At 70.6% G+C, this 18,466-nt stretch carries 19 protein-coding genes; 12 read left to right on the top strand and 7 right to left on the bottom strand.

Features of this window, described 5'->3' with window-relative positions:
• Positions 1–5: 5 nt before the first annotated feature.
• From GTW40_RS05505 to GTW40_RS05530, 6 genes are all read left to right on the top strand, one after another.
• Positions 6–1,592 carry an MFS transporter gene (locus GTW40_RS05505; RefSeq protein WP_202485430.1) on the top strand — a complete coding sequence of 529 codons (1,587 nt, stop codon included), beginning with the start codon at positions 6–8 and terminating at the stop codon, positions 1,590–1,592.
• Positions 1,593–1,717: 125 nt separating this feature from the next.
• Complete coding sequence (locus GTW40_RS05510; RefSeq protein WP_343245619.1) at positions 1,718–2,353, top strand: TetR/AcrR family transcriptional regulator; 636 nt, start codon at positions 1,718–1,720, stop codon at positions 2,351–2,353.
• 177 nt (positions 2,354–2,530) lie between these two features.
• Positions 2,531–3,772, top strand: coding sequence for an RNA-guided endonuclease TnpB family protein (locus GTW40_RS05515; RefSeq protein WP_161179014.1), 1,242 nt, complete (start codon positions 2,531–2,533; stop codon positions 3,770–3,772).
• Positions 3,773–3,824: 52 nt separating this feature from the next.
• Positions 3,825–4,874, top strand: coding sequence for an endonuclease/exonuclease/phosphatase family protein (locus tag GTW40_RS05520; protein ID WP_161179015.1), 1,050 nt, complete (start codon positions 3,825–3,827; stop codon positions 4,872–4,874).
• A 125-nt stretch (positions 4,875–4,999) separates the two neighbouring features.
• Positions 5,000–6,241, top strand: a complete 1,242-nt coding sequence (locus tag GTW40_RS05525) for an MFS transporter (protein WP_161179016.1) — start codon at positions 5,000–5,002, stop codon at positions 6,239–6,241.
• Positions 6,242–6,414: 173 nt separating this feature from the next.
• Complete coding sequence (locus GTW40_RS05530; protein ID WP_161179017.1) at positions 6,415–7,188, top strand: MHYT domain-containing protein; 774 nt, start codon at positions 6,415–6,417, stop codon at positions 7,186–7,188.
• A gap of 111 nt (positions 7,189–7,299) precedes the next feature.
• Here GTW40_RS05530 and GTW40_RS05535 read toward each other — a convergent pair whose 3' ends face one another.
• From GTW40_RS05535 to GTW40_RS05550, 4 genes are all read right to left on the bottom strand, one after another.
• Positions 7,300–9,054: an NAD+ synthase gene (locus GTW40_RS05535; RefSeq protein ID WP_161179018.1), complete on the bottom strand. Its 1,755-nt coding sequence runs from the start codon at positions 9,052–9,054 to the stop codon at positions 7,300–7,302.
• A gap of 82 nt (positions 9,055–9,136) precedes the next feature.
• Positions 9,137–11,080 (bottom strand): S53 family peptidase, encoded by a 1,944-nt coding sequence (locus GTW40_RS05540; RefSeq protein WP_161179019.1) that lies wholly within the window; start codon positions 11,078–11,080, stop codon positions 9,137–9,139.
• Positions 11,081–11,283: 203 nt separating this feature from the next.
• A complete protein-coding gene (locus tag GTW40_RS05545) occupies positions 11,284–11,910 on the bottom strand; it encodes a DUF305 domain-containing protein (RefSeq protein ID WP_161179020.1) in 627 nt (208 codons plus the stop codon).
• Positions 11,907–12,611, bottom strand: coding sequence for a DUF3105 domain-containing protein (locus tag GTW40_RS05550; RefSeq protein ID WP_161179021.1), 705 nt, complete (start codon positions 12,609–12,611; stop codon positions 11,907–11,909). The genes GTW40_RS05545 and GTW40_RS05550 overlap by 4 nt, the downstream gene beginning before the upstream one ends.
• Positions 12,612–12,752: 141 nt before the next feature.
• Here GTW40_RS05550 and GTW40_RS05555 point away from each other — a divergent pair, with 141 nt between their 5' ends.
• Positions 12,753–13,199, top strand: coding sequence for an Rrf2 family transcriptional regulator (locus GTW40_RS05555; protein WP_161179022.1), 447 nt, complete (start codon positions 12,753–12,755; stop codon positions 13,197–13,199).
• Positions 13,200–13,245: 46 nt separating this feature from the next.
• Here GTW40_RS05555 and GTW40_RS05560 read toward each other — a convergent pair whose 3' ends face one another.
• Positions 13,246–14,430: a globin domain-containing protein gene (locus GTW40_RS05560; RefSeq protein ID WP_161179023.1), complete on the bottom strand. Its 1,185-nt coding sequence runs from the start codon at positions 14,428–14,430 to the stop codon at positions 13,246–13,248.
• Positions 14,431–14,791: 361 nt separating this feature from the next.
• Between GTW40_RS05560 and GTW40_RS05565 the strand changes: the two genes are divergently transcribed.
• The 5 genes from GTW40_RS05565 to GTW40_RS32985 all read left to right on the top strand — a co-directional run bounded on the left by GTW40_RS05565 (position 14,792) and on the right by GTW40_RS32985 (position 17,427).
• On the top strand, positions 14,792–16,153 hold the full coding sequence (locus tag GTW40_RS05565; RefSeq protein WP_018545441.1) for a glutamine synthetase family protein: 1,362 nt from the start codon (positions 14,792–14,794) through the stop codon (positions 16,151–16,153).
• 39 nt (positions 16,154–16,192) lie between these two features.
• On the top strand, positions 16,193–16,462 hold the full coding sequence (locus tag GTW40_RS05570) for a CopG family transcriptional regulator (protein WP_161179024.1): 270 nt from the start codon (positions 16,193–16,195) through the stop codon (positions 16,460–16,462).
• Complete coding sequence (locus tag GTW40_RS05575; RefSeq protein WP_161179025.1) at positions 16,459–16,896, top strand: PIN domain-containing protein; 438 nt, start codon at positions 16,459–16,461, stop codon at positions 16,894–16,896. Before GTW40_RS05570 ends, GTW40_RS05575 begins: the two co-directional genes overlap by 4 nt.
• A 91-nt stretch (positions 16,897–16,987) precedes the next feature.
• Entirely contained in the window at positions 16,988–17,191 is a 204-nt protein-coding gene (locus GTW40_RS05580; RefSeq protein WP_161179026.1) for a hypothetical protein, read from the top strand.
• On the top strand, positions 17,191–17,427 hold the full coding sequence (locus GTW40_RS32985) for a hypothetical protein (protein WP_237525350.1): 237 nt from the start codon (positions 17,191–17,193) through the stop codon (positions 17,425–17,427). The genes GTW40_RS05580 and GTW40_RS32985 overlap by 1 nt, the downstream gene beginning before the upstream one ends.
• Position 17,428: 1 nt before the next feature.
• Here the strand turns inward: GTW40_RS32985 and GTW40_RS05585 are convergent, their stop codons facing one another.
• Positions 17,429–17,839, bottom strand: coding sequence for a VOC family protein (locus GTW40_RS05585; protein WP_161179027.1), 411 nt, complete (start codon positions 17,837–17,839; stop codon positions 17,429–17,431).
• Positions 17,836–18,342 (bottom strand): pyridoxamine 5'-phosphate oxidase family protein, encoded by a 507-nt coding sequence (locus GTW40_RS05590; protein ID WP_161179028.1) that lies wholly within the window; start codon positions 18,340–18,342, stop codon positions 17,836–17,838. Before GTW40_RS05590 ends, GTW40_RS05585 begins: the two co-directional genes overlap by 4 nt.
• Positions 18,343–18,466 lie beyond the last annotated feature (124 nt).

Consider the following 18,466-nt stretch of genomic DNA (forward strand, 5'->3'; position numbering starts at 1 on the left):
AACGCATGACAACTTCCGTCCCCGCACCCCGGATACCGGAGGCGGTGCACAGGCGCCGCTGGGCGATCCTCGGCGTGCTGATGCTGAGCCTGCTCATCGTGGTGCTCGACAACTCGATCCTGAACGTCGCCATCAAGACCATCGCCACCCCGGCGCCGACCGGCCTCGGCGCCACCCAGAGCGAGATCGAGTGGGCGATCAACTCGTACACGCTCGTCTTCGCCGGGCTGCTGTTCACCGCCGGTCTCATCGGTGACCGCCTCGGCCGCAAGAAGGTGCTGCTCGGCGGCATCACCGTGTTCGGCATCGGCTCGGCGCTGGCCGCCGAGGCGGGCTCCCCGGGCCAGCTGATCGCCTTCCGCGCGGTGATGGCCCTCGGCGCCGCCTTCGTCATGCCCGCGACCCTCGCCGTGCTGATGAACGTCTTCGAGCGCGAGGAGCAGCCCAAGGCCATCGGCATCTGGGCGGGCGGTGTCGGCCTCGGCATCGCCATCGGCCCGATCACCGGCGGCGCGCTGCTCGACCACTTCTGGTGGGGCTCGGTCTTCCTCATCAACGTGCCGATCGTGATCCTCGCCCTCGGCCTGATGCTCTGGCTGGTCCCCGACTCCCGCGACCCGAAGCCGGGCCGCCTCGACCCCGTCGGCGTGGTCCTGTCCGTGGTCGGCCTGGTGCTGCTCGTCTACGGCATCATCAAGGGCGGCGAGCTGGCCGACTTCACCGATCCCAAGGTGCTGGCCACGATCATCGCCGGCCTGGTGGTCCTCGCCGCGTTCGTGATCTTCGAGAAGCGCAGCGACCACCCCTCGCTGGACGTCACCTACTTCCGCAACAAGGTCTTCTCGGCCGCCATGAGCGCCATCGCGCTGGTCTTCTTCGCCCTCATGGGCGTCACGTTCTTCGGTGTCTTCTACACCCAGAGCGTGCGCGGCTACTCGCCGCTGGAGTCCGGTGTGCTGATGCTCCCGCTGGCCGCCGCGCAGATGATCTTCGCGCCGCGCGCCCGGCTCCTGGTCGACCGGTTCGGCAACAAGGCCACCACCACGGCGGGCCTGGTGCTGATCGCCGCCACGCTGGCCGCGTTCGCGACCTTCGAGGCCGACACGCCGATCTGGCTCCTGGAGGTCGTCTTCTTCCTCATGGGCACCGGCATGGCCCACATCATGACGCCGACCTCGGTCGTCATCATGCAGGCGCTGCCCCGCGAGAAGGCGGGCTCCGCCTCCGCGCTCAGCAACACCTTCCGTCAGGTCGGCGGCGCCCTCGGCATCGCCGTGCTCGGCTCGGTGCTCTCCGCCGCCTACCGCAACGGCATCGAGGGCAAGCTCGGCCTGCTCCCGCCCGGCCTGCGCTCAGCGGCGGGCGAGTCCATCGAGGCCACCCTCGGCATCGCCGAGAAGCTGGGCCCGCGCGGCCAGGTCCTGGTCACCCCGGCCCACGACGCCTTCCTGCACGCCATGCACATCACCGCCCTGTGCGGTACGGGCGTCGCGCTCCTCGGCGCCGTGGTCACCGCGCTCTTCCTGCCAGGCAAGCCGCCCGCCGGAGAGCAGAAGGACACCGAGAAGGAACTGGTCGCCGCGGCGGACTGATCACCGCACCGCACCGCGCGGCGGACCGATCACCGCGCCACGCACCGGGGTAGGGACGGAAGCGAGAACGGGGGAGGAGGCGGCTGCGGGAGAATTGCCGCAGCACAGCGAGAGGACGAGACGACGTGAGCCTTGCCGACAGCCGGCCCCCGCAGGCCGGCCCCGCCCGGGGCCGGCCCCGCAGCGAGGCCGTGGAACGCGCCATCCTGGAGGGCGCGATGAAGCTCCTGGAGGAGGGCGTGCCCCTCGCGGAGCTCTCCATCGAGCGCGTCGCGCGCACCGCCGGAGTCGGCAAGGCCACCATCTACCGCCGCTGGAGCGGCAAGGAGGAGCTGTTCGTCGACGTCATGCGCGCCGCCGAACCCGCCGACCCCGAGCTGCCCGGCACCTCCATGCGCGACGACCTCGTCGTCCTCCTGGAGACCCTGCGCCGCCGGGGCCTGGTCAGCCGCTCCTCGGCCATCATGCACAACGTGTTCGTCCAGGCGAAGTGCAGCCCGCGCATCTGGGCCGCCTACCAGGCCGGGGTGATAGCGCCCCGGCGGGCCCTCACGATGGAGGTGCTGCGCCGGGGGCAGCGCGAGGGCGAGCTGCGGCCGGACATCGACGTGGAACTGGCCAACGACATGTTCGTCGGCCCCATGCTGGCCCGTACCGTCCTGCGCCCCGACGCCGATCTGCCCGAGGGCCTGGCCGAGGAGATCGTCGACACGGTCCTCGCGGGCCTACACCCCGTCAGTACGCCGCCCGAGCAGCGCTGATGTACGCGTTTCGTCACAGAACCCCTCGGTCCCGCCGGTAACGGAACTACCCGGCCCATCCGTTCGTCCTCGTCTTCCGAACGGCCGTCATGGGGAGGATGGATCGCCGGCGATTCGGTGTCCCTCGCCCACGGGTCGACACCGGTCTTTTACACCGAATCTGATAGGTTGTGAGGCGTGACGCAACAGGTCAGGCGGGCTTTCAAGTACCGCTTCTACCCCACGGACGGGCAGGCGGCTGAGCTGTCGCGCACGTTCGGCTGCGTCCGCCTCGTGTACAACAAGGCGCTGGAGGAGCGCACCCGCGCCTGGTACGGCGAGCAGCGGCGTGTCTCCTATGTGCAGTCGTCGGCCGCGCTGACGGGGTGGAAGAAGACCGAAGAGCTGGCCTTCCTGGCGGAGGTGTCCTCCGTTCCGCTTCAGCAGGCGCTGCGCCACCTTCAGACGGCGTTCGGCAACTTCTTCGCCAAGCGTGCGCAGTACCCACGCTACAAGTCGCGGAAGAAGTCGCGTGCGTCTGCCGAGTACACCCGCAGTGCCTTCAAGTGGCGCGATGGTCACCTCACCCTGGCGAAGATGGCCTCCCCGCTGGACATCCGCTGGTCCCGTCCGCTCCCGGAGGGGGTGGAGCCGACGACGGTGACCGTGTCCCGCGATGCGGCCGGGCGCTGGTTCGTGTCCCTGCTCTGCGAGGACACCGTCGCACCGGCACCCGCCACGGACGCGGCGGTCGGCATCGATGCGGGCATCACATCCCTGGTGACACTGTCCACCGGGGAGAAGATCACCAACCCTCGGCACGAGCGCCGCGACCGCAAGAGGCTCGCCCGCGCGCAGCGGGAGCTGTGCCGCAAGGCGAAGGGCTCGGCGAACCGGGAGAAGGCCCGGCGACGCGTCGCCGAGGTCCACGCGCGGATCGCCGACCGCCGCCGGGACTTCCTGCACAAGCTCACCACTCGGCTCGTCCGTGAGAACCAAACGGTCGTGATCGAGGACCTCACCGTCCGCAACCTGCTGAAGAACGGCAAGTTGGCGCGCGCCATCAGTGACGCGTCGTGGACGGAACTGCGCTCCATGCTGGAGTACAAGTGCACCTGGTACGGGCGGGAACTCGTGGTGATCGACCGCTTCTTCCCCAGCTCCAGACTGTGCGGGGCGTGCGGCACGGTCCGCGCGAAAATGCCGCTGAACGTCCGTGAGTGGACGTGTGACTGCGGCGCGGTGCATGACCGCGACGTGAACGCGGCACGCAACATCCTGGCCGCCGGGCTGGCGGCGTCTGCCTGTGGAGACGGTGTAAGACCTCAACGGGAGTCATCCCGGACGGGGCAGCCGTCGATGAAGCAGGAAACCCGGCGGGCGACCGCTGGACTCCCCCGCCTTCAGGCGGGGGAGGGAGCCAACCCCCTAGGGTCGTAGATGCATACACGGGGGGACGACGGAGCGCACGGCAGGCAGTGAGGCAGACGGTATGGCGCAGCAGGCGTACATGACGGAGACGGACAACGACGGCTCGGGACCCGAGCGGCCGACATCCCGGTTTCGTCGCCTGGCGCACCGTCTGCTCGGCGGCTGGCGCGACGATCCGCGCATCTGGCGCCGGGGTGTCGTCACGGCCGTCGTGGCGCTGTCGCTGGCCCTCGTGATGCTGCTGCACTCGCGCATCCCCAACCGGGTGGGCAACCTCGGCAGCCTCACCGAGACCTTCCTGCCCTGGCTGGGCCTCGCGGTCCCGGTGCTGCTGCTCGTCGGCCTGCTGCGCAAGTCCGCGACCGCGCTGATCGCGGTGCTGCTCCCGGCCATCGTGTGGCTGAACCTCTTCGGCGGGCTGCTCACCGACAAGTCCGGCACCGGCGGCGACCTGGTGGTGGCCACCCACAACGTCAACGCCGACAACCCGGCACCCGCCGCCACCGCCGAGCAGGTCGCCGCCTCCGGGGCCGACCTGCTCGCCCTGGAGGAGCTGCCCGCGCCCGCCGTCGCCACGTACGACCGGGCGCTGTCGGGCCAGTACCCGTACCACGCGGTGGCGGGCACCGTCGGGCTGTGGAGCAAGTACCCGATGAGCCAGGTCCACCCGGTGGACATCAAGCTCGGCTGGACGCGCGCGATGCGCGCCACCGTGGCCACGCCCGACGGGCTCGTCGCGGTGTACGTCGCCCACATGCCCTCGGTGCGGGTGAAGCTGAAGGCGGGCTTCACCGCCCGGCAGCGCGACAAGAGCGCCGACGCCCTCGGCGAGGCCATCGCGGACGAGCCGCTCAAGCGGGTCGTGCTGCTCGGCGACCTCAACGGCACCATGAACGACCGCTCGCTGAACGCCGTCACCTCCCAGCTGCGCTCCACGCAGGGCGCGGCGGGCAGCGGCTTCGGGTTCAGCTGGCCCGCCTCGTTCCCGATGGCCCGGATCGACCAGATCATGGTCAAGGGTGTCGAGCCGGAGAGCTCCTGGACCCTGCCGCGCACCGACAGCGACCATCTCCCGGTGGCGGCCCGGCTCAGTCTCGACACGGAGTCCTGACCCGACTCGACACGGAGTCTTAACCCGGTTCGTACCCGCTGGAATACTGGACCTGAGAGACTTTGTTCCGTACGGGAACATAGGCGATCCCATCCCTGTACGGCACTCCTCTGAGAGGTCCCCTCATGCCCCTGGCTCTGCTCGCCCTGGCCGTCGGCGCCTTCGGCATCGGTACCACCGAGTTCGTGATGATGGGCCTGCTGCCCGATGTCGCGGGCGACCTGCGGATATCCATCCCGGCCGCCGGTCATCTGGTCTCGGCGTACGCGCTCGGCGTCGTCATCGGCGCCCCGCTGCTGGCCGCCGTCACCGCGCGGATGTCCCGCCGCACGGTGCTGATCGGCCTGATGGCGCTGTTCGTCACGGGCAACGCGCTCTCCGCGTTCGCCCCCGGCTACGACTCCCTGCTCGCCGCCCGCTTCCTGAGCGGACTGCCGCACGGCGCGTTCTTCGGCGTCGGCGCGGTCGTCGCGACCTCCATGGTCGCCCCCGAACGCAAGGCGCGCTCGGTCTCGCTGATGTTCCTCGGCCTGACCGTCGCCAACGTCGTGGGCGTCCCCGTCGCCACGCTGATGGGTCAGCATCTGGGCTGGCGGGCCACCTTCCTCGGGGTGAGCGTCATCGGTCTGGCCGCCATCGGCTCGCTCGCGCTGCTCATCCCGCACGACCACACCCACGCCTCCCCGGCCGGCCTGCGCGGCGAACTGGCCGCGCTGCGGTCCCTGCCGGTCTGGCTGGCGCTCGGCACCACGGTCGCGGGCTTCGGCGCGCTCTTCGCCGCCTACAGCTACGTCACGCCGATGCTCACCGACGCCGCCGGGTTCGCCCCGGCCAGCGTGACCCTGCTGCTCGCCCTGTTCGGCGTCGGCGCCACGGCGGGCAACCTGCTGGGCGGCCGCCTCGCCGACCACGCCATGCGCGGCACCCTCTTCGGCGGGCTCGCCGCACTCGGCGCGGTCCTGCTGCTGTTCCCGCTGATGATGCGGGCCGAGTGGAGCGCGGCGCTCGCGGTGGCCCTGCTCGGCATGGCGGCCTTCGTCACCGGCTCGCCGCTCCAGCTGATGGTGATGGACAAGGCCGCGGCCGCCCCGTCGCTCGCCTCCTCGGCCAACCAGGCGGCCTTCAACCTGGCCAACGCGGGCGGTGCCTGGATCGGCGGTCTCGCCCTCGCGGCGGGCCTCGGCGCCACCTCCCCGGCGCTCGCCGGAGCGGCCCTCGCCGTCCTCGGCATCGGAGTGGCCGCGGTGGCCTACGGCGTGGACCGCGGCCGGGCGGCGACGCTCCAGCAAACCGGTGCGATTCCGGGTGCCACGGGACGGCTGGTGGCGACCCATGTTCCGCAGGCCAACGAGCGTTCACGGCAGTGAAGTCGCACAAACTACGGTTGTACAACATTCGTTCATTTCCGGCCAAGGTGGCTTGAAGTTGACCCCCTCTCCCGTAAAGCTTCACACCACCAACACATGACACTCCAGTAACACCAGACACACCTGTCACATCAGACACGCATGTCACAACTGGACATAGGGAGAGGACCCCGATGGGTTCGGCCGGATTCGACTACGGGCTGCTGACGCCGCTCGCCGCCTACCTCATGGCCTGCCTCGGCGCCGCTCTCGGACTGCGCTGCGTGGTCCGCACCGTGCACGCGGAGAAGGGCCGGAAGGCCGCCTGGCTCGGCCTCGGCGCGGCGGCCCTCGGCTGCGGCATCTGGAGCATGCACTTCATCGCCATGATCGGCTTCTCGGTCCCGGGCGCGGACATCACCTACGACGCCCCGCTGACCGTGCTCAGCCTGGTCGTGGCGATCGTCATGGTCAGCGTCGGCATGTTCATCGTGGGCTACCGGGGCGTCTCCCCGATGCCCCTGGCCACCGCCGGCGTCATCACCGGCCTCGGCGTCGCCGTGATGCACTACCTCGGCATGGCCGCGATGCAGGTGAACGGCACCGTCACCTACAACAACCTGACGGTCGCGCTCTCCGTGCTCATCGCCGTGGCCGCCGCGACGGCCGCGCTGTGGGCCGCCGTCTCCATCCGCGGCTTCGTCCCCGCGCTCGGCGCCAGCCTCGTGATGGGCGTCGCCGTGACCGGTATGCACTACACCGGCATGGCCGCCGTCGACGTCCACGTCCACTCCGCCGCCTCGGGCTACGGCGACAACGCCGCCTCGCTGGTGCTGCCGATGCTGCTCGGCCCGGCCGTCTTCCTGATCCTCGCGGCCGTCGTCGTCATGTTCGACCCGCTGCTCGTGGCGGGCGACGAGCAGGAGCCCGCCCCGAACTTCTCCCGCCCGCGCACGCCGGTCGGCTGACGGTACGGCACGGCACGGTACGGCGCACCGCGCCCGTCGTATGGCAGAACGAAGGGGCGCCCGGTCCTCGAAGACCGGGCGCCCCTTCGCCGTTCGCCGTACCGCGCCGTCCTACGCCGTCTCGCGCCAGCCGTTGGTGATCGGCAGGCGGCGGTCCTTGCCGAAGCCCTTCGCGGAGATCTTCGTGCCCGGCGGGTACTGGCGCCGCTTGTACTCGGCGGTGTCCACCATCCGCAGCGTCTTCGTCACCAGCGCCCGGTCGAAGCCCGCCGCCACGATCGCGTCCGCGCCCTGGTCCCGGTCCACGTACAGCTCCAGGATCGCGTCCAGGAGCGGGTAGTCCGGCAGCGAGTCCGTGTCCACCTGGTCCGGGCGCAGCTCCGCGCTCGGCGGCTTGGTGATCGAGCTCTCCGGGATCGGCGGCGTCTCCCCGCGCTCCTCGGCGGCCTTGTTGCGCCAGCGCGCCAGCTGGAACACCGAGGTCTTGTACACGTCCTTGATCGGGCCGTACGCGCCCACCGAGTCGCCGTACAGGGTCGAATAACCCACCGCCAGCTCGGACTTGTTGCCCGGCGCGAGCACGATGTGGCCCTCCTGGTTGGAGACCGCCATCAGCAGCGTGCCGCGCAGCCGCGACTGGAGGTTCTCCTCCGCGAGGCCGGTCAGGCCCAGCGCGCCCATGTACGCGTCGAACATCGGCTCGATCGACACCGTACGGAAGTTGAGGCCGGTGCGCCGGGCCAGCTCGGCCGCGTCGCCCCGGGAGTGCTCCGAGGAGTACTTCGAGGGCATCGAGATGCCGTACACGTTCTCCGCGCCGATCGCGTCGCACGCGAGCGCGGCCACCAGCGCCGAGTCGATGCCGCCGGACAGTCCGATCAGCACCGAGCGGAAGCCGTTCTTGACGACGTACGCCCGCAGGCCCGTCACCAGCGCGCCGTAGACCTCGGCGTCGTCGTCCAGGTGGTCGGCGAGGCCGCCGGGGAACTCCGGCTCGTACGCGGGCAGCGGGTCCTCGGACAGGACGACCCGGTCGATGCGCAGGCCGTCGTCCACGATGCCAGTGGGGGCGTCCGCGTCGGCGGCGGGCAGGTCCAGGTCGAGCAGCAGCAGCGTCTCCTCGAACTGGGGCGCGCGGGCGATGACGTCGCCGTCGGCGCCGACCACGATCGAGTCGCCGTCGAAGACCAGCTCGTCCTGGCCGCCCGTCATGGCGAGGTAGGCGGTGGTGCAGCCCGCCTCCTGGGCGCGCTTGCGGACCAGTTCCAGCCGGGTGTCGTCCTTGTCGCGCTCGTACGGCGAGGCGTTGATGGAGAGCAGCAGCCCCGCGTGGGCCGAGCGGGCGGCGGGCACGCGGCCGCCGTCCTGCCACAGGTCCTCGCAGATGGCCAGGGCCACGTCGACGCCGTGCACCCGGATCACCGGCATGGTGTCGCCGGGCACGAAGTAGCGGAACTCGTCGAAGACGCCGTAGTTCGGCAGGTGGTGCTTGGCGAAGGTGAGGACCACCTCGCCGCGGTGCAGCACCGCCGCCGCGTTCCGCGGGGCGCCGGCCGGCTGGCCGTACTTCGGCTGCGCGGACTCCGAGCGGTCCAGATAGCCGAGGACCACCGGCACCTCGCCGAGGCCCTCCTCAGCAAGCCGGGTGGCTAGGCCCCGCAGTGCGGCGCGGGAGGCTTCGACGAAGGAGGAGCGCAGGGCCAGGTCCTCGACGGGATACCCGGTCAGCACCATCTCCGGGAACGCGACCAGCTGCGCTCCGCGCTCGGCGGAGTCCCGGGTCCGGCGGACGACCGCCTCGGCGTTCCCCGCGAGGTCGCCGACGCGCGAGTCGATCTGATTCAGGGCGAGACGAAGTTGAGGCACGCGCCCAGTGTAATCGTCAGAGCGACGCGATGTGGGGGCGCGAGGTGTCTGACACCTCACGCCCCCACGGCGGCGCACTCGATCAGTAACGCCGGTACGACGTCACGTAACCACCGGCGGGCGAGCCCACACCGGTCACGTCGTCATAGCCCTTCACCGCGGACAGGGAGCTGTCCTTGCCCAGGCTGCGGACCGAGGTCAGCAGGCCGTCGGCGGCGTCGACCCCGTTGGCGAAGTCGACCCGGGCGACCGCGAGGCCGGAGCCGGTCGGGTTGTCGGTGACGTCGTGGAAGACGCCCTTCTTGCCGTACCGCTGGTAGATCACCGGGTTGGCGAAGCCGATCGCCGATCCGCCGCGCGCCTCCTGCGCCAGCGCCTGGACCGCCGCGATCACCGGGGCGGCCAGCGAGGTGCCGCCGATGCGGTACTCGCTGTACTGCTGGGTGCCGTCGGGGAAGGTCTGGGTCTGGCCCACCAGGAAGCCGGTGTTCGGGTCGGCGACGGCCGCGATGTCCGGCACCACGCGGTTGCCCGTGGCGTTGTTGGCCGTGGCCAGTGCCTTCGGGACGATGCCCTTCTGGTAATACGGCTGCGGCACGTTCTTGCTCGTGCCGCCGCCCGCGCCCGAGGTGAAGGCGCCGGGGAAGGAGTCCCAGCTCTTGCCGTCGGCCGACAGGGTCGCCTTCTCGGTGCCCCAGCCGGTCTCCCACTGGTAGGCGTCGCCCTTGCCCACGGCCAGCGACGTACCGCCGACCGCGGTCACCCAGGCGGAGTTGGCCGGGGTGTCGACCTGCTTCGTACCGGAGGCGGCGGCCTGGTCGCCGTCGTCGCCGGAGGAGAAGTAGAAGCCGATGCCCTGGACCGCGCCCAGCTGGAACACCCGGTCGTAGGCGGCCGCGAGGTCCGGGGTCTGGTTGGCCTCGATGTCGCCCCAGGAGTTGGAGACGATGTCCGCCAGGTGCTGGTCGACGACCTTGCTGAGCGAGTCCAGCAGATCGTCGTCGTAGCAGGAGGCGGCGCCCACGTAGGTCACGTCGGCGTTCGGCGCGACCGCGTGCACGGCCTCGACGTCGAGGGTCTCCTCGCCGTACCAGCCGGCCGCCCCGCACTCCTCGGTCTTCGTGTACGTCGTCGGCAGCACCTGGCGCAGCTGCCCGGACTTCCAGGCCGCGTCGCCGTTCGTCTTCGCGTAGGTGCTCGCGTCGGCGGCGATGGTCGGCGAGGCGTACGCGTCGGTGATCGCGACGCGCACATGCCTGCCGGTGTAGTCGCCCGCGCCGTAGGCTGCACGCAGCTGCTTGCCGGTGTAGCCCTTGATCGCGTACGGGATCTTGTGACCGTAGGCGTCCGGCAGCGCGCTCGCGACGTTCGAGCCGTAGTACGAGGAGAACGGTCCGGCGTTCTTGAACACCGAGTCCGGCGGCGGGAGTTCGTCGTCGTGGTGCGCGATGTGCGGCGCGCTGTCCAGGCCGGTGACCGTCAGCACGGCGCCCTGGAGGGCGGCCGGGACCGAGGCGGTGCTCTGCGGGGCGCGGTAAGTCCGCTTGCCCTTGGCGAAGTTGTGCAGCTGCGTGCCGAACGCCTTCTCGGCGGCGGCGACATCGCCGGACACGGAGACGTAGTGCGCGGTGACCCCGGTGACGTCGAGCCCGGCCGACCTCAGCCAGGACTTCACGGCGGACACCTGGGCCTTGGTGGCCCCGAAGCGGGCCTGCGTCTCCTTGGCGCCGAGGTACTTGCCGTACTGCGGCGAGGCCGGGTCCGACACCGCCCTGGCGTAGGCGGCGAGCCCCGCGGCGTCACGCCCCGCGAGGTAGACACGGGCCTGCACCCGGGCGCTGTCGGCGGTGGCGCCCTTGTCCGCCTTGGCCGTGGCCCAGGCGGGGCGGGTGCCCGCCAGCGCGTCACGGGCCGGGCCGTCCGCGGCGTGGGCCGCGGGTATGCCGAGCGCCAGCGCGCCCGCGATCATCGGAAGCGTCGCCGCCATGCTCACACCGGCGCGCGTCCTGGCGCGGTTGGATCTCATAAAACCCCCTGCGATGCGGTTCGCATGTAGTGGCCGGATCGTCGTGCGCGACGCGCCTGCCCGCGGCGGTTGGGACCGGCGGAGCGATCACACGATGGAGCCACTCTCGTGATGAACCGTTCATGTCAGGTAAACGGAAGGGTCAAGAGAAGCTCAAGTGGCCTTGATTACAGGGGATTTGAGCGCTTCGTCCGCCCGGCGGCTTAAGAACGGGCTTGTGCGCCACGCGCCTTGAGCATGTCGGCCATCAGCTGGATCTCGGACTGCTGCGCGGCGACCATGCCCCGCGCGAGCCGCTTCTCCGGCGCGACCGAGCACCGCTCGACGCACGCCTCGGCCATGTGCACACCACCTCGGTGATGCTCCGTCATAAGCCGGAGGTAGAAGACCTCCGCCTTCTTCCCGCTCAGCGAACCCAGCTCACGCAGCTCGGAGTTGGTCGCCATCCCCGGCATCAGCGCGCCGTCCTGGCCCGGCGGCATGCCGCCCATGCCCATCCAGGTCATCGGCGGATCCGCCGACACCTTCGGCAGCCCCCACAGATCCAGCCAGCCGAGCAGCATCCCGCGCTGATTGGCCTGCGTCTGCGCGATGTCGTACGCGAGCCGCCGTACCTCGGTGTCCTTCGTGCGGTCGCGCACGATGTACGACATCTCCACGGCCTGCTGGTGATGCACGGCCATGTCCCGCGCGAACCCGGCGTCGGCGGACTCGGCGGTCGGGGTCCCCGTCGCCGGTTCCTCCCCTCCGGCGGCGTACCCGGCCGCCCCGGCGGCCACCACCGCGAGCACCGCGGCCCCGGCGGCCAGTCCTGCGAACGCACGCCTCACCGCATGACCCCGCCGGTGCACGAGGCCCCCGGCTCGGGCGTCTGCTCGCCCTGCACATAGGCGGCGAAGAACTTGTCCACCTCGGGGTCCTTCGCGCTCTTCACCGTCACCTGGTGCCCCCACGCCGACAGGATCAGCGGGGCGTCCTGCTTCTCGTACGGGCTCATCAGCGAGTACGGCGTCCGCTTCACCTTGGCCGCGAGCGCGCTCACGTCCGCCTTGTCGGCCGCGCCGGTGTACGTCACCCACACCGCGCCGTGCTCCAGCGCGTGCACCGCGTTCTCGTCGTGCACCGGCTTGTCGTAGACCGTGCCGTTGCAGTCGAGCCACACCGGGTTGTGGTTGCCGCCGACCGGCGGGTGCATCGGGTACGTCACGCCGGTCGTGACGTGCGTCCGCGAGAGCTTGCCGGACCAGGTCTGCACGCCGTCCTCGCCGGTGGTGAAGTGCCCCGAGTCGCCCGCGCTGTTCTTGGCGTTCTTGGCGTCACCGCTCGCGGCGGTGTCCTTCTTCCCCGAGCCACCCGAGTCCGACTGCGACCGCACCAGCACCACACCGCCCACCACGAGCCCGGCGACCACCACCACGCTCGCGGCGACGGTGAGTATCCGGTTGCGCCGCTCACGGGCCCGCTCCGCGCGCCGCATCTCCTCCACGCGTGCGCTGCGGGTCGCGCTGTTGCTGTTCTTCACCGGACCCATGGGGTGTGTCCTTCGGCAGGAGTGATCTGAGGGCCAGTTGATCGTAGTGCGGGACGCGGGGCCGCAGGGCTCGGACGGGAGGGTTCGGTGGTGACAAGCAGATAATTTGAACCGGGAATGCGTATTACCTACGCTTCCGGTATGCGGCTGCTGCGCTCCACCGATCTCGCCCTGCGGGTCCTCATGCGACTCGCGGTCGCCGGTGCCGACGCGAACCCCACGACCCGCGAGGTCGCGACCGACATGGGCGTCCCCTACACGCACACCACCAAGGTCGTCGCCGAACTCCAGCACATGGGCCTGGTCGACGCCCGCCGGGGCCGGGGCGGCGGACTCACCCTGACCGAGCGCGGCCGCAAGGCGTCCGTCGGCTCGGTGGTCCGTGTCTTCGAGGGCGACGGCGACGTGGTCGAGTGCGAGGGCCCGACACCCTGCCCCCTCAACTCCGCGTGCCGCCTGCGGGGCGCACTGCGACGGGCCCAGGAGGCGTTCTTCGCCTCGCTGGACCCGTTGACGACAGAGGACATGGTGGCGGACCCGACCGGGCCCGTCCTGCTGGGCATCTCCGTCGGCCCGCCGAGGAGTTGACGGGCCGGGGAGACCTGGGGGAGTCCTCTGAAGGCCCCCGACGCGCTCAGCCCTGCGCGAGCCAGAGGTCGGGGCCGAACACCTCGTAGTGGATGTCGGCCGGGGCCACGCCCTTCTCGAGCAGCTGGGCGCGCACCGCGCGCATGAAGGGCAGCGGACCGCACAGGTAGGCGCGCGTGCCGGAGGCCACGGGGATGCCGGTGAGGCCGGCCCGGCCGGTGCGGGTGTTCGCGGGGGCGTCGTTCTCGTAGAAGAAGTGGCAGGCCGCGTCAGGCAGCTTGGCGGCGTACGCCTCGTGGTCGGCCCGCAGTGCGTGGTCGGCGGGGGAGCGGTCGCCGTGGACCACGGTGACGGGGGCGCGGTGGCCCGCGTCCGCGAGCGCGGCGAGCATCGCCACCATCGGGGTCACGCCGATGCCCGCCGAGGCGAGCAGCAGCGGGTGCTCGTCGTCGCCGTCGAGCACGAGGTCGCCGTACGGCTCGGACAGGCTGACCCGGTCGCCGACGGCGACGCGCGTGTGCAGGAAGTCGGAGACCTCGCCGTCCGGGCCCACACCGCCGTGCACCCGCTTGACGCTGATCTGGCGCACGCCCTCGCCGGGGGCGCCGGAGAGGCTGTACTGCCGGATCTGGTGGGCGCCGTCGGGCAGGTCGACGCCGACGGAGACGTACTGTCCCGCGCGGAACGGCGAGACCGGGCCGCCGTCGACGGGGCGCAGCCGCAGGGTGACGACGTCGGCGGTCTCGGTGATGCGCTCGACGACCTCCCACTCACGGGTGCCCCGGCCGCCGCTCTGCTCGTAGAGCCGCTTCTCGATGGCGATGAGGGCGTTGGCCATCAGCCAGTAGACCTCGTCCCAGGCGGCGGCGACCTCGGGGGTGACGGCGTCGCCGAGCACCTCCACGATCGCGGCGAAGAGGTGCTCGTGGACGACGTCGTACTGCTCGGGGGCGATGCCGAGCGAGGCGTGCTTGTGGGCGATGCGGTCCAGCATGGCGTCGGGGCGCTGGTCGGGGTGGTCCAGCAGATGCACGGCGAAGCCGGCGATGGAACCGGCGAGGGCCTGCTTCTGGGCGCCGGAGGCCTGGTTGCCCCGGTTGAACAGGTTCCGCAGCAGCTCGGGGTGGGCGTCGAAGAGACGGGCGTAGAACCGCTCGGTGATCTCGCCGATCGCCGCGCCGACGGCGGGCAGGGTGGCGCGGACGGTGGCTGCGGACTGTGGGGACAGCATCGGGGCTCCTCACGACGGGACGGCCGGCAGGCTCTGCCTGTCTTCGTCTTCGACGCTATGAAAACTTGCATCTGAGATGCAAATTAAAACGGGGTGTCTTCCCTCACGTGGGGGTGTGATCCGGTGGTTTCCGGCCGCCGGGCGGCCATTACGGATACGGGTCCGAGCAGGCAAGATGGGCGGCAGGGCAGTACACCCGCCGTACCAGAGCCGTACGAGAGCCGTTCACGCCGACGAGGCCCGGGCGACCGAGGTCCGCAACGCGCGCGAAACGCTGTTGTGGTGGGATGCTCAGGTGCCCGACCGCGTCCCGCGGTACCGGGGGAAGGCGGCCTGACCAGCAAGGATGGGGAAGCGGAAGATGGACAAGCAGCAGGAGTTCGTGCTCCGGACCTTGGAGGAGCGGGACATCCGGTTCGTACGCCTGTGGTTCACGGACGTGCTGGGCTTCCTGAAGTCCGTGGCCGTGGCCCCCGCCGAGCTGGAACAGGCCTTCGACGAGGGCATCGGCTTCGACGGCTCCGCCATCGAGGGCTTCGCCCGGGTCTACGAGTCCGACATGATCGCCAAGCCGGACCCGTCGACGTTCCAGATGCTGCCCTGGCGTGCGGAGAGCCCCGGCACGGCCCGCATGTTCTGCGACATCCTCATGCCGGACGGCTCCCCGTCCTTCGCCGACCCGCGCTACGTCCTCAAGCGCGCGCTCGCCCGCACCTCCGACCTCGGGTTCACCTTCTACACCCACCCCGAGATCGAGTTCTTCCTGCTCAAGGACCGCCCGCTGGACGGCTCCCGCCCGATCCCGGCCGACAACTCCGGCTACTTCGACCACACGCCGACCAGCATCGGCCTGGACTTCCGGCGCCAGGCGATCACCATGCTGGAGTCGATGGGCATCTCGGTGGAGTTCTCCCACCACGAGGGCGGACCCGGCCAGCAGGAGATCGACCTGCGGTACGCCGACGCGCTCTCCACGGCCGACAACATCATGACGTTCCGCCTGGTCATGAAGCAGGTCGCGCTGGAACAGGGCGTCCAGGCGACGTTCATGCCGAAGCCCTTCTCCGAACACCCGGGCTCGGGCATGCACACACACCTCTCCCTCTTCGAGGGCGACCGGAACGCGTTCTACGAATCCGGCTCCGAGTACCAGCTCTCCAAGGTCGGCCGCTCCTTCATCGCGGGCCTCCTGCGCCACGCCGCCGAGATTTCCGCGGTCACCAACCAGTGGGTCAACTCCTACAAGCGCATCTGGGGCGGCTCGGAACGCACGGCGGGCGCGGGCGGCGAAGCCCCCTCCTACATCTGCTGGGGCCACAACAACCGCTCCGCCCTGGTCCGCGTCCCCATGTACAAGCCCGGCAAGACCGGCTCCGCCCGAGTGGAGGTCCGCTCCCTGGACTCCGGCGCGAACCCGTACCTCGCCTACGCGGTCCTCCTGGCCGCCGGCCTCAAGGGCATCGAGGAAGGCTACGAACTCCCCCCGGGCGCCGAGGACGACGTCTGGGCCCTCTCCGACGCGGAACGCCGCGCGATGGGCATCGAACCGCTCCCGCAGAACCTGGGCGAGGCGCTGACGCTGATGGAGCGCAGCGACCTCGTCGCCGAGACGCTCGGCGAACACGTCTTCGACTTCTTCCTCCGGAACAAGCGGCAGGAGTGGGAGGAGTACCGGAGCGAGGTTACGGCGTTTGAGCTGCGGAAGAACTTGCCGGTGTTGTAAGAGCTCTCATGGCTGGTACACAACCTGTACCGTTGCCTCATGGCTCTGAAGCGCACCAACGTCTACGCCGACGACAGCGACCTGGCGCTGATCAAGGAGGCCGCGGCCCGCCTCGGCCTGTCGGAGGCGGAGATAATCCGCGAGGGCATTCACCGCATCGCGTTGGCCCACCGGGTCTGGGACGAGCCGTTCGTGTCGGATGACGAGACCTTCGACCTGGGGGGCCCGCTGGAGGCGGACGAGATCCGCAGGGCCGTCACCGAGGGCCATGAGGCACGCGAGCGGCGAAACCGGGGCCACGCCGCGTGATCGCCATCGCCGACACCTCGGGCCTCCTCGCCCTGTACAACCGCTCCGACCCGGCACACCAGGCCGCCAGAAAGGCAGCCGACCAGTGCGGCTTCCTGGTGGCCACGCCCCTGGCACTGACCGAGGTGCACCAGGTGGCCACCAGTAGGGCCGGACGCCGCGCGGCGGACGCGATCCTGCGCAGCCTCACCGAACGGGTCCGTGACATGCGCCTGGTCCTCGCGCCCCCGACCCCGGAGATCCTGGACGCCGCCCTGACGGTGAGAGCCCGCTACACCGCGCTCGACCTCGACCTGGTGGACGCGGTGAACGTGGCCCTGGCCGCCGAGTACGCCACGGACGCCGTCCTCACCCGAGACCTGCGCGACTTCCGGACCGTACGTCCCCTGGACGGCAGGCACACCCACTTCCGGGTGCTGCCGGACGACCTCTGAGGGCCGACGGTCTGAGCGTGACCGGCCATGGACGCTCTCCCTTCCAGGGGTGTTGATCCCATCAGCATGGCCAGTGAGGCACCTCCGGTTCATGGCGACCAAGGAACCGCGGGACGTGGACCCGTACACGGCAGCGGAGACCCTGAGGACAGCCCTGACCGAGGTCGGGGTCGTCTTCCCGTCCCTGAGGGTTGATCTCGCGTCCCCCGAGTGGCAGCTCATCGAGCTGGGACGGGTACGCGCTGACGTGGCTGCCCGCCTGGCCCGAGCACTTCAGCAAGGGGGCTGTGAGTGATGACGGAGGAGGAACCGCCGGAGGGCTCTCTGGCCATCGACACTGAGCGCGACAAGCTCGGTTACGTCATGGGACATGTTGGCCCGTATGTACAACTCCGGCCGCTGGCCGGCGGACGCGCGTGGGACGCCGATCCTGCACGCGTCCGCCGGGCCACGGACGCGGAACGGCTGAGGGCCGTGCAGGAGCGGACCCGCGCTCTGAACGCGACGAGCGGCGGAGGGCCCTTGTCGTGACTCACCGCACCAACTCCCCCACCCCCAACAGATTCCCCTCACTGTCCCGGAACCAGGCCCCCCGCTCCCCCCGGGCCCCCTTGCTCGGGTAGTTGCCCTCGATCTCGGCGATGCCGTCCCGCGTGCGGAAGCCGGGGGAGTCGACGTCCTCGAAGACGACGCCCTTGCTCCGCAGCTCGGCCACCACGGCCGCGAGATCGTCGACCTGGAAGCCCATCTGGGTGAAGGTGCCGGGGGAGGAGCCGGTGGACTGGAAGACGACGAAGTCGGTGCCGCCGCAGCGGTACAGCAGACCCCCGGGCCGCTCGTCCACGGGCTCGAGCCCCAGCTTCTCCGCGTAGAACCGCCGGGCCCGCTCCAGATCCTGAGCGGGCAACCGCGTAGCGACAGTCCCTCGCGCAAGCCCGCTCACGAGAACCTCCACCGGGTCTGGCTGAACGGTTCCCCCTTGCCGAACCCGAAGACGGTCACTGGCGCGACAGCGAAGACGTAAGCGGGCCCGGGACCGTGCTGAAAACACCCGTCCCGCACCTCGTAGCGCCAGAACTCCCCGTACTTGGCCTCCCAGGCGGCCGCCAGCTCCCGCAGCCGCCCCTCGTCGGTGACGCGAACCGCGTCCCCCTCCACCACCACGTCGAACCCGATGGTCCACTCATTGATCCCGGTCGTCAGCACGACATGCGGATTCTCGGCGAGGTTCCGCGCCTTGCGCTCCCCGGGCCCGGTCCCGAAGTACAACGCCCCCTCGTTCCACACGGCCAGCGTCGGAGTGACGTGCGGCCGCCCGTCCGGCCGCACGGTGGACACCCAGAACAACTGCGCCTCCTCCAGCACCCCCACCACTTCGTCCCAGGGGTGAGCAACAGTCCCCGCACTGCTGTACCGAGCATCCAGCTCACCGACAGGCCCAGCCATGGACAACACCTCCAAGGAGAATCCCAACAATTCGGACCCTGCCCGCCCCGCAAACTCATCGCAACCGGCGGAAGCGACGGGAGGGACCGGGCCCCGCACCCGCGTACGGCGAGAAGGGGACGTG

Origin of the sequence: Streptomyces sp. SID4985 (assembly GCF_009863025.1) — a bacterium.
Classification (GTDB): domain Bacteria; phylum Actinomycetota; class Actinomycetes; order Streptomycetales; family Streptomycetaceae; genus Streptomyces.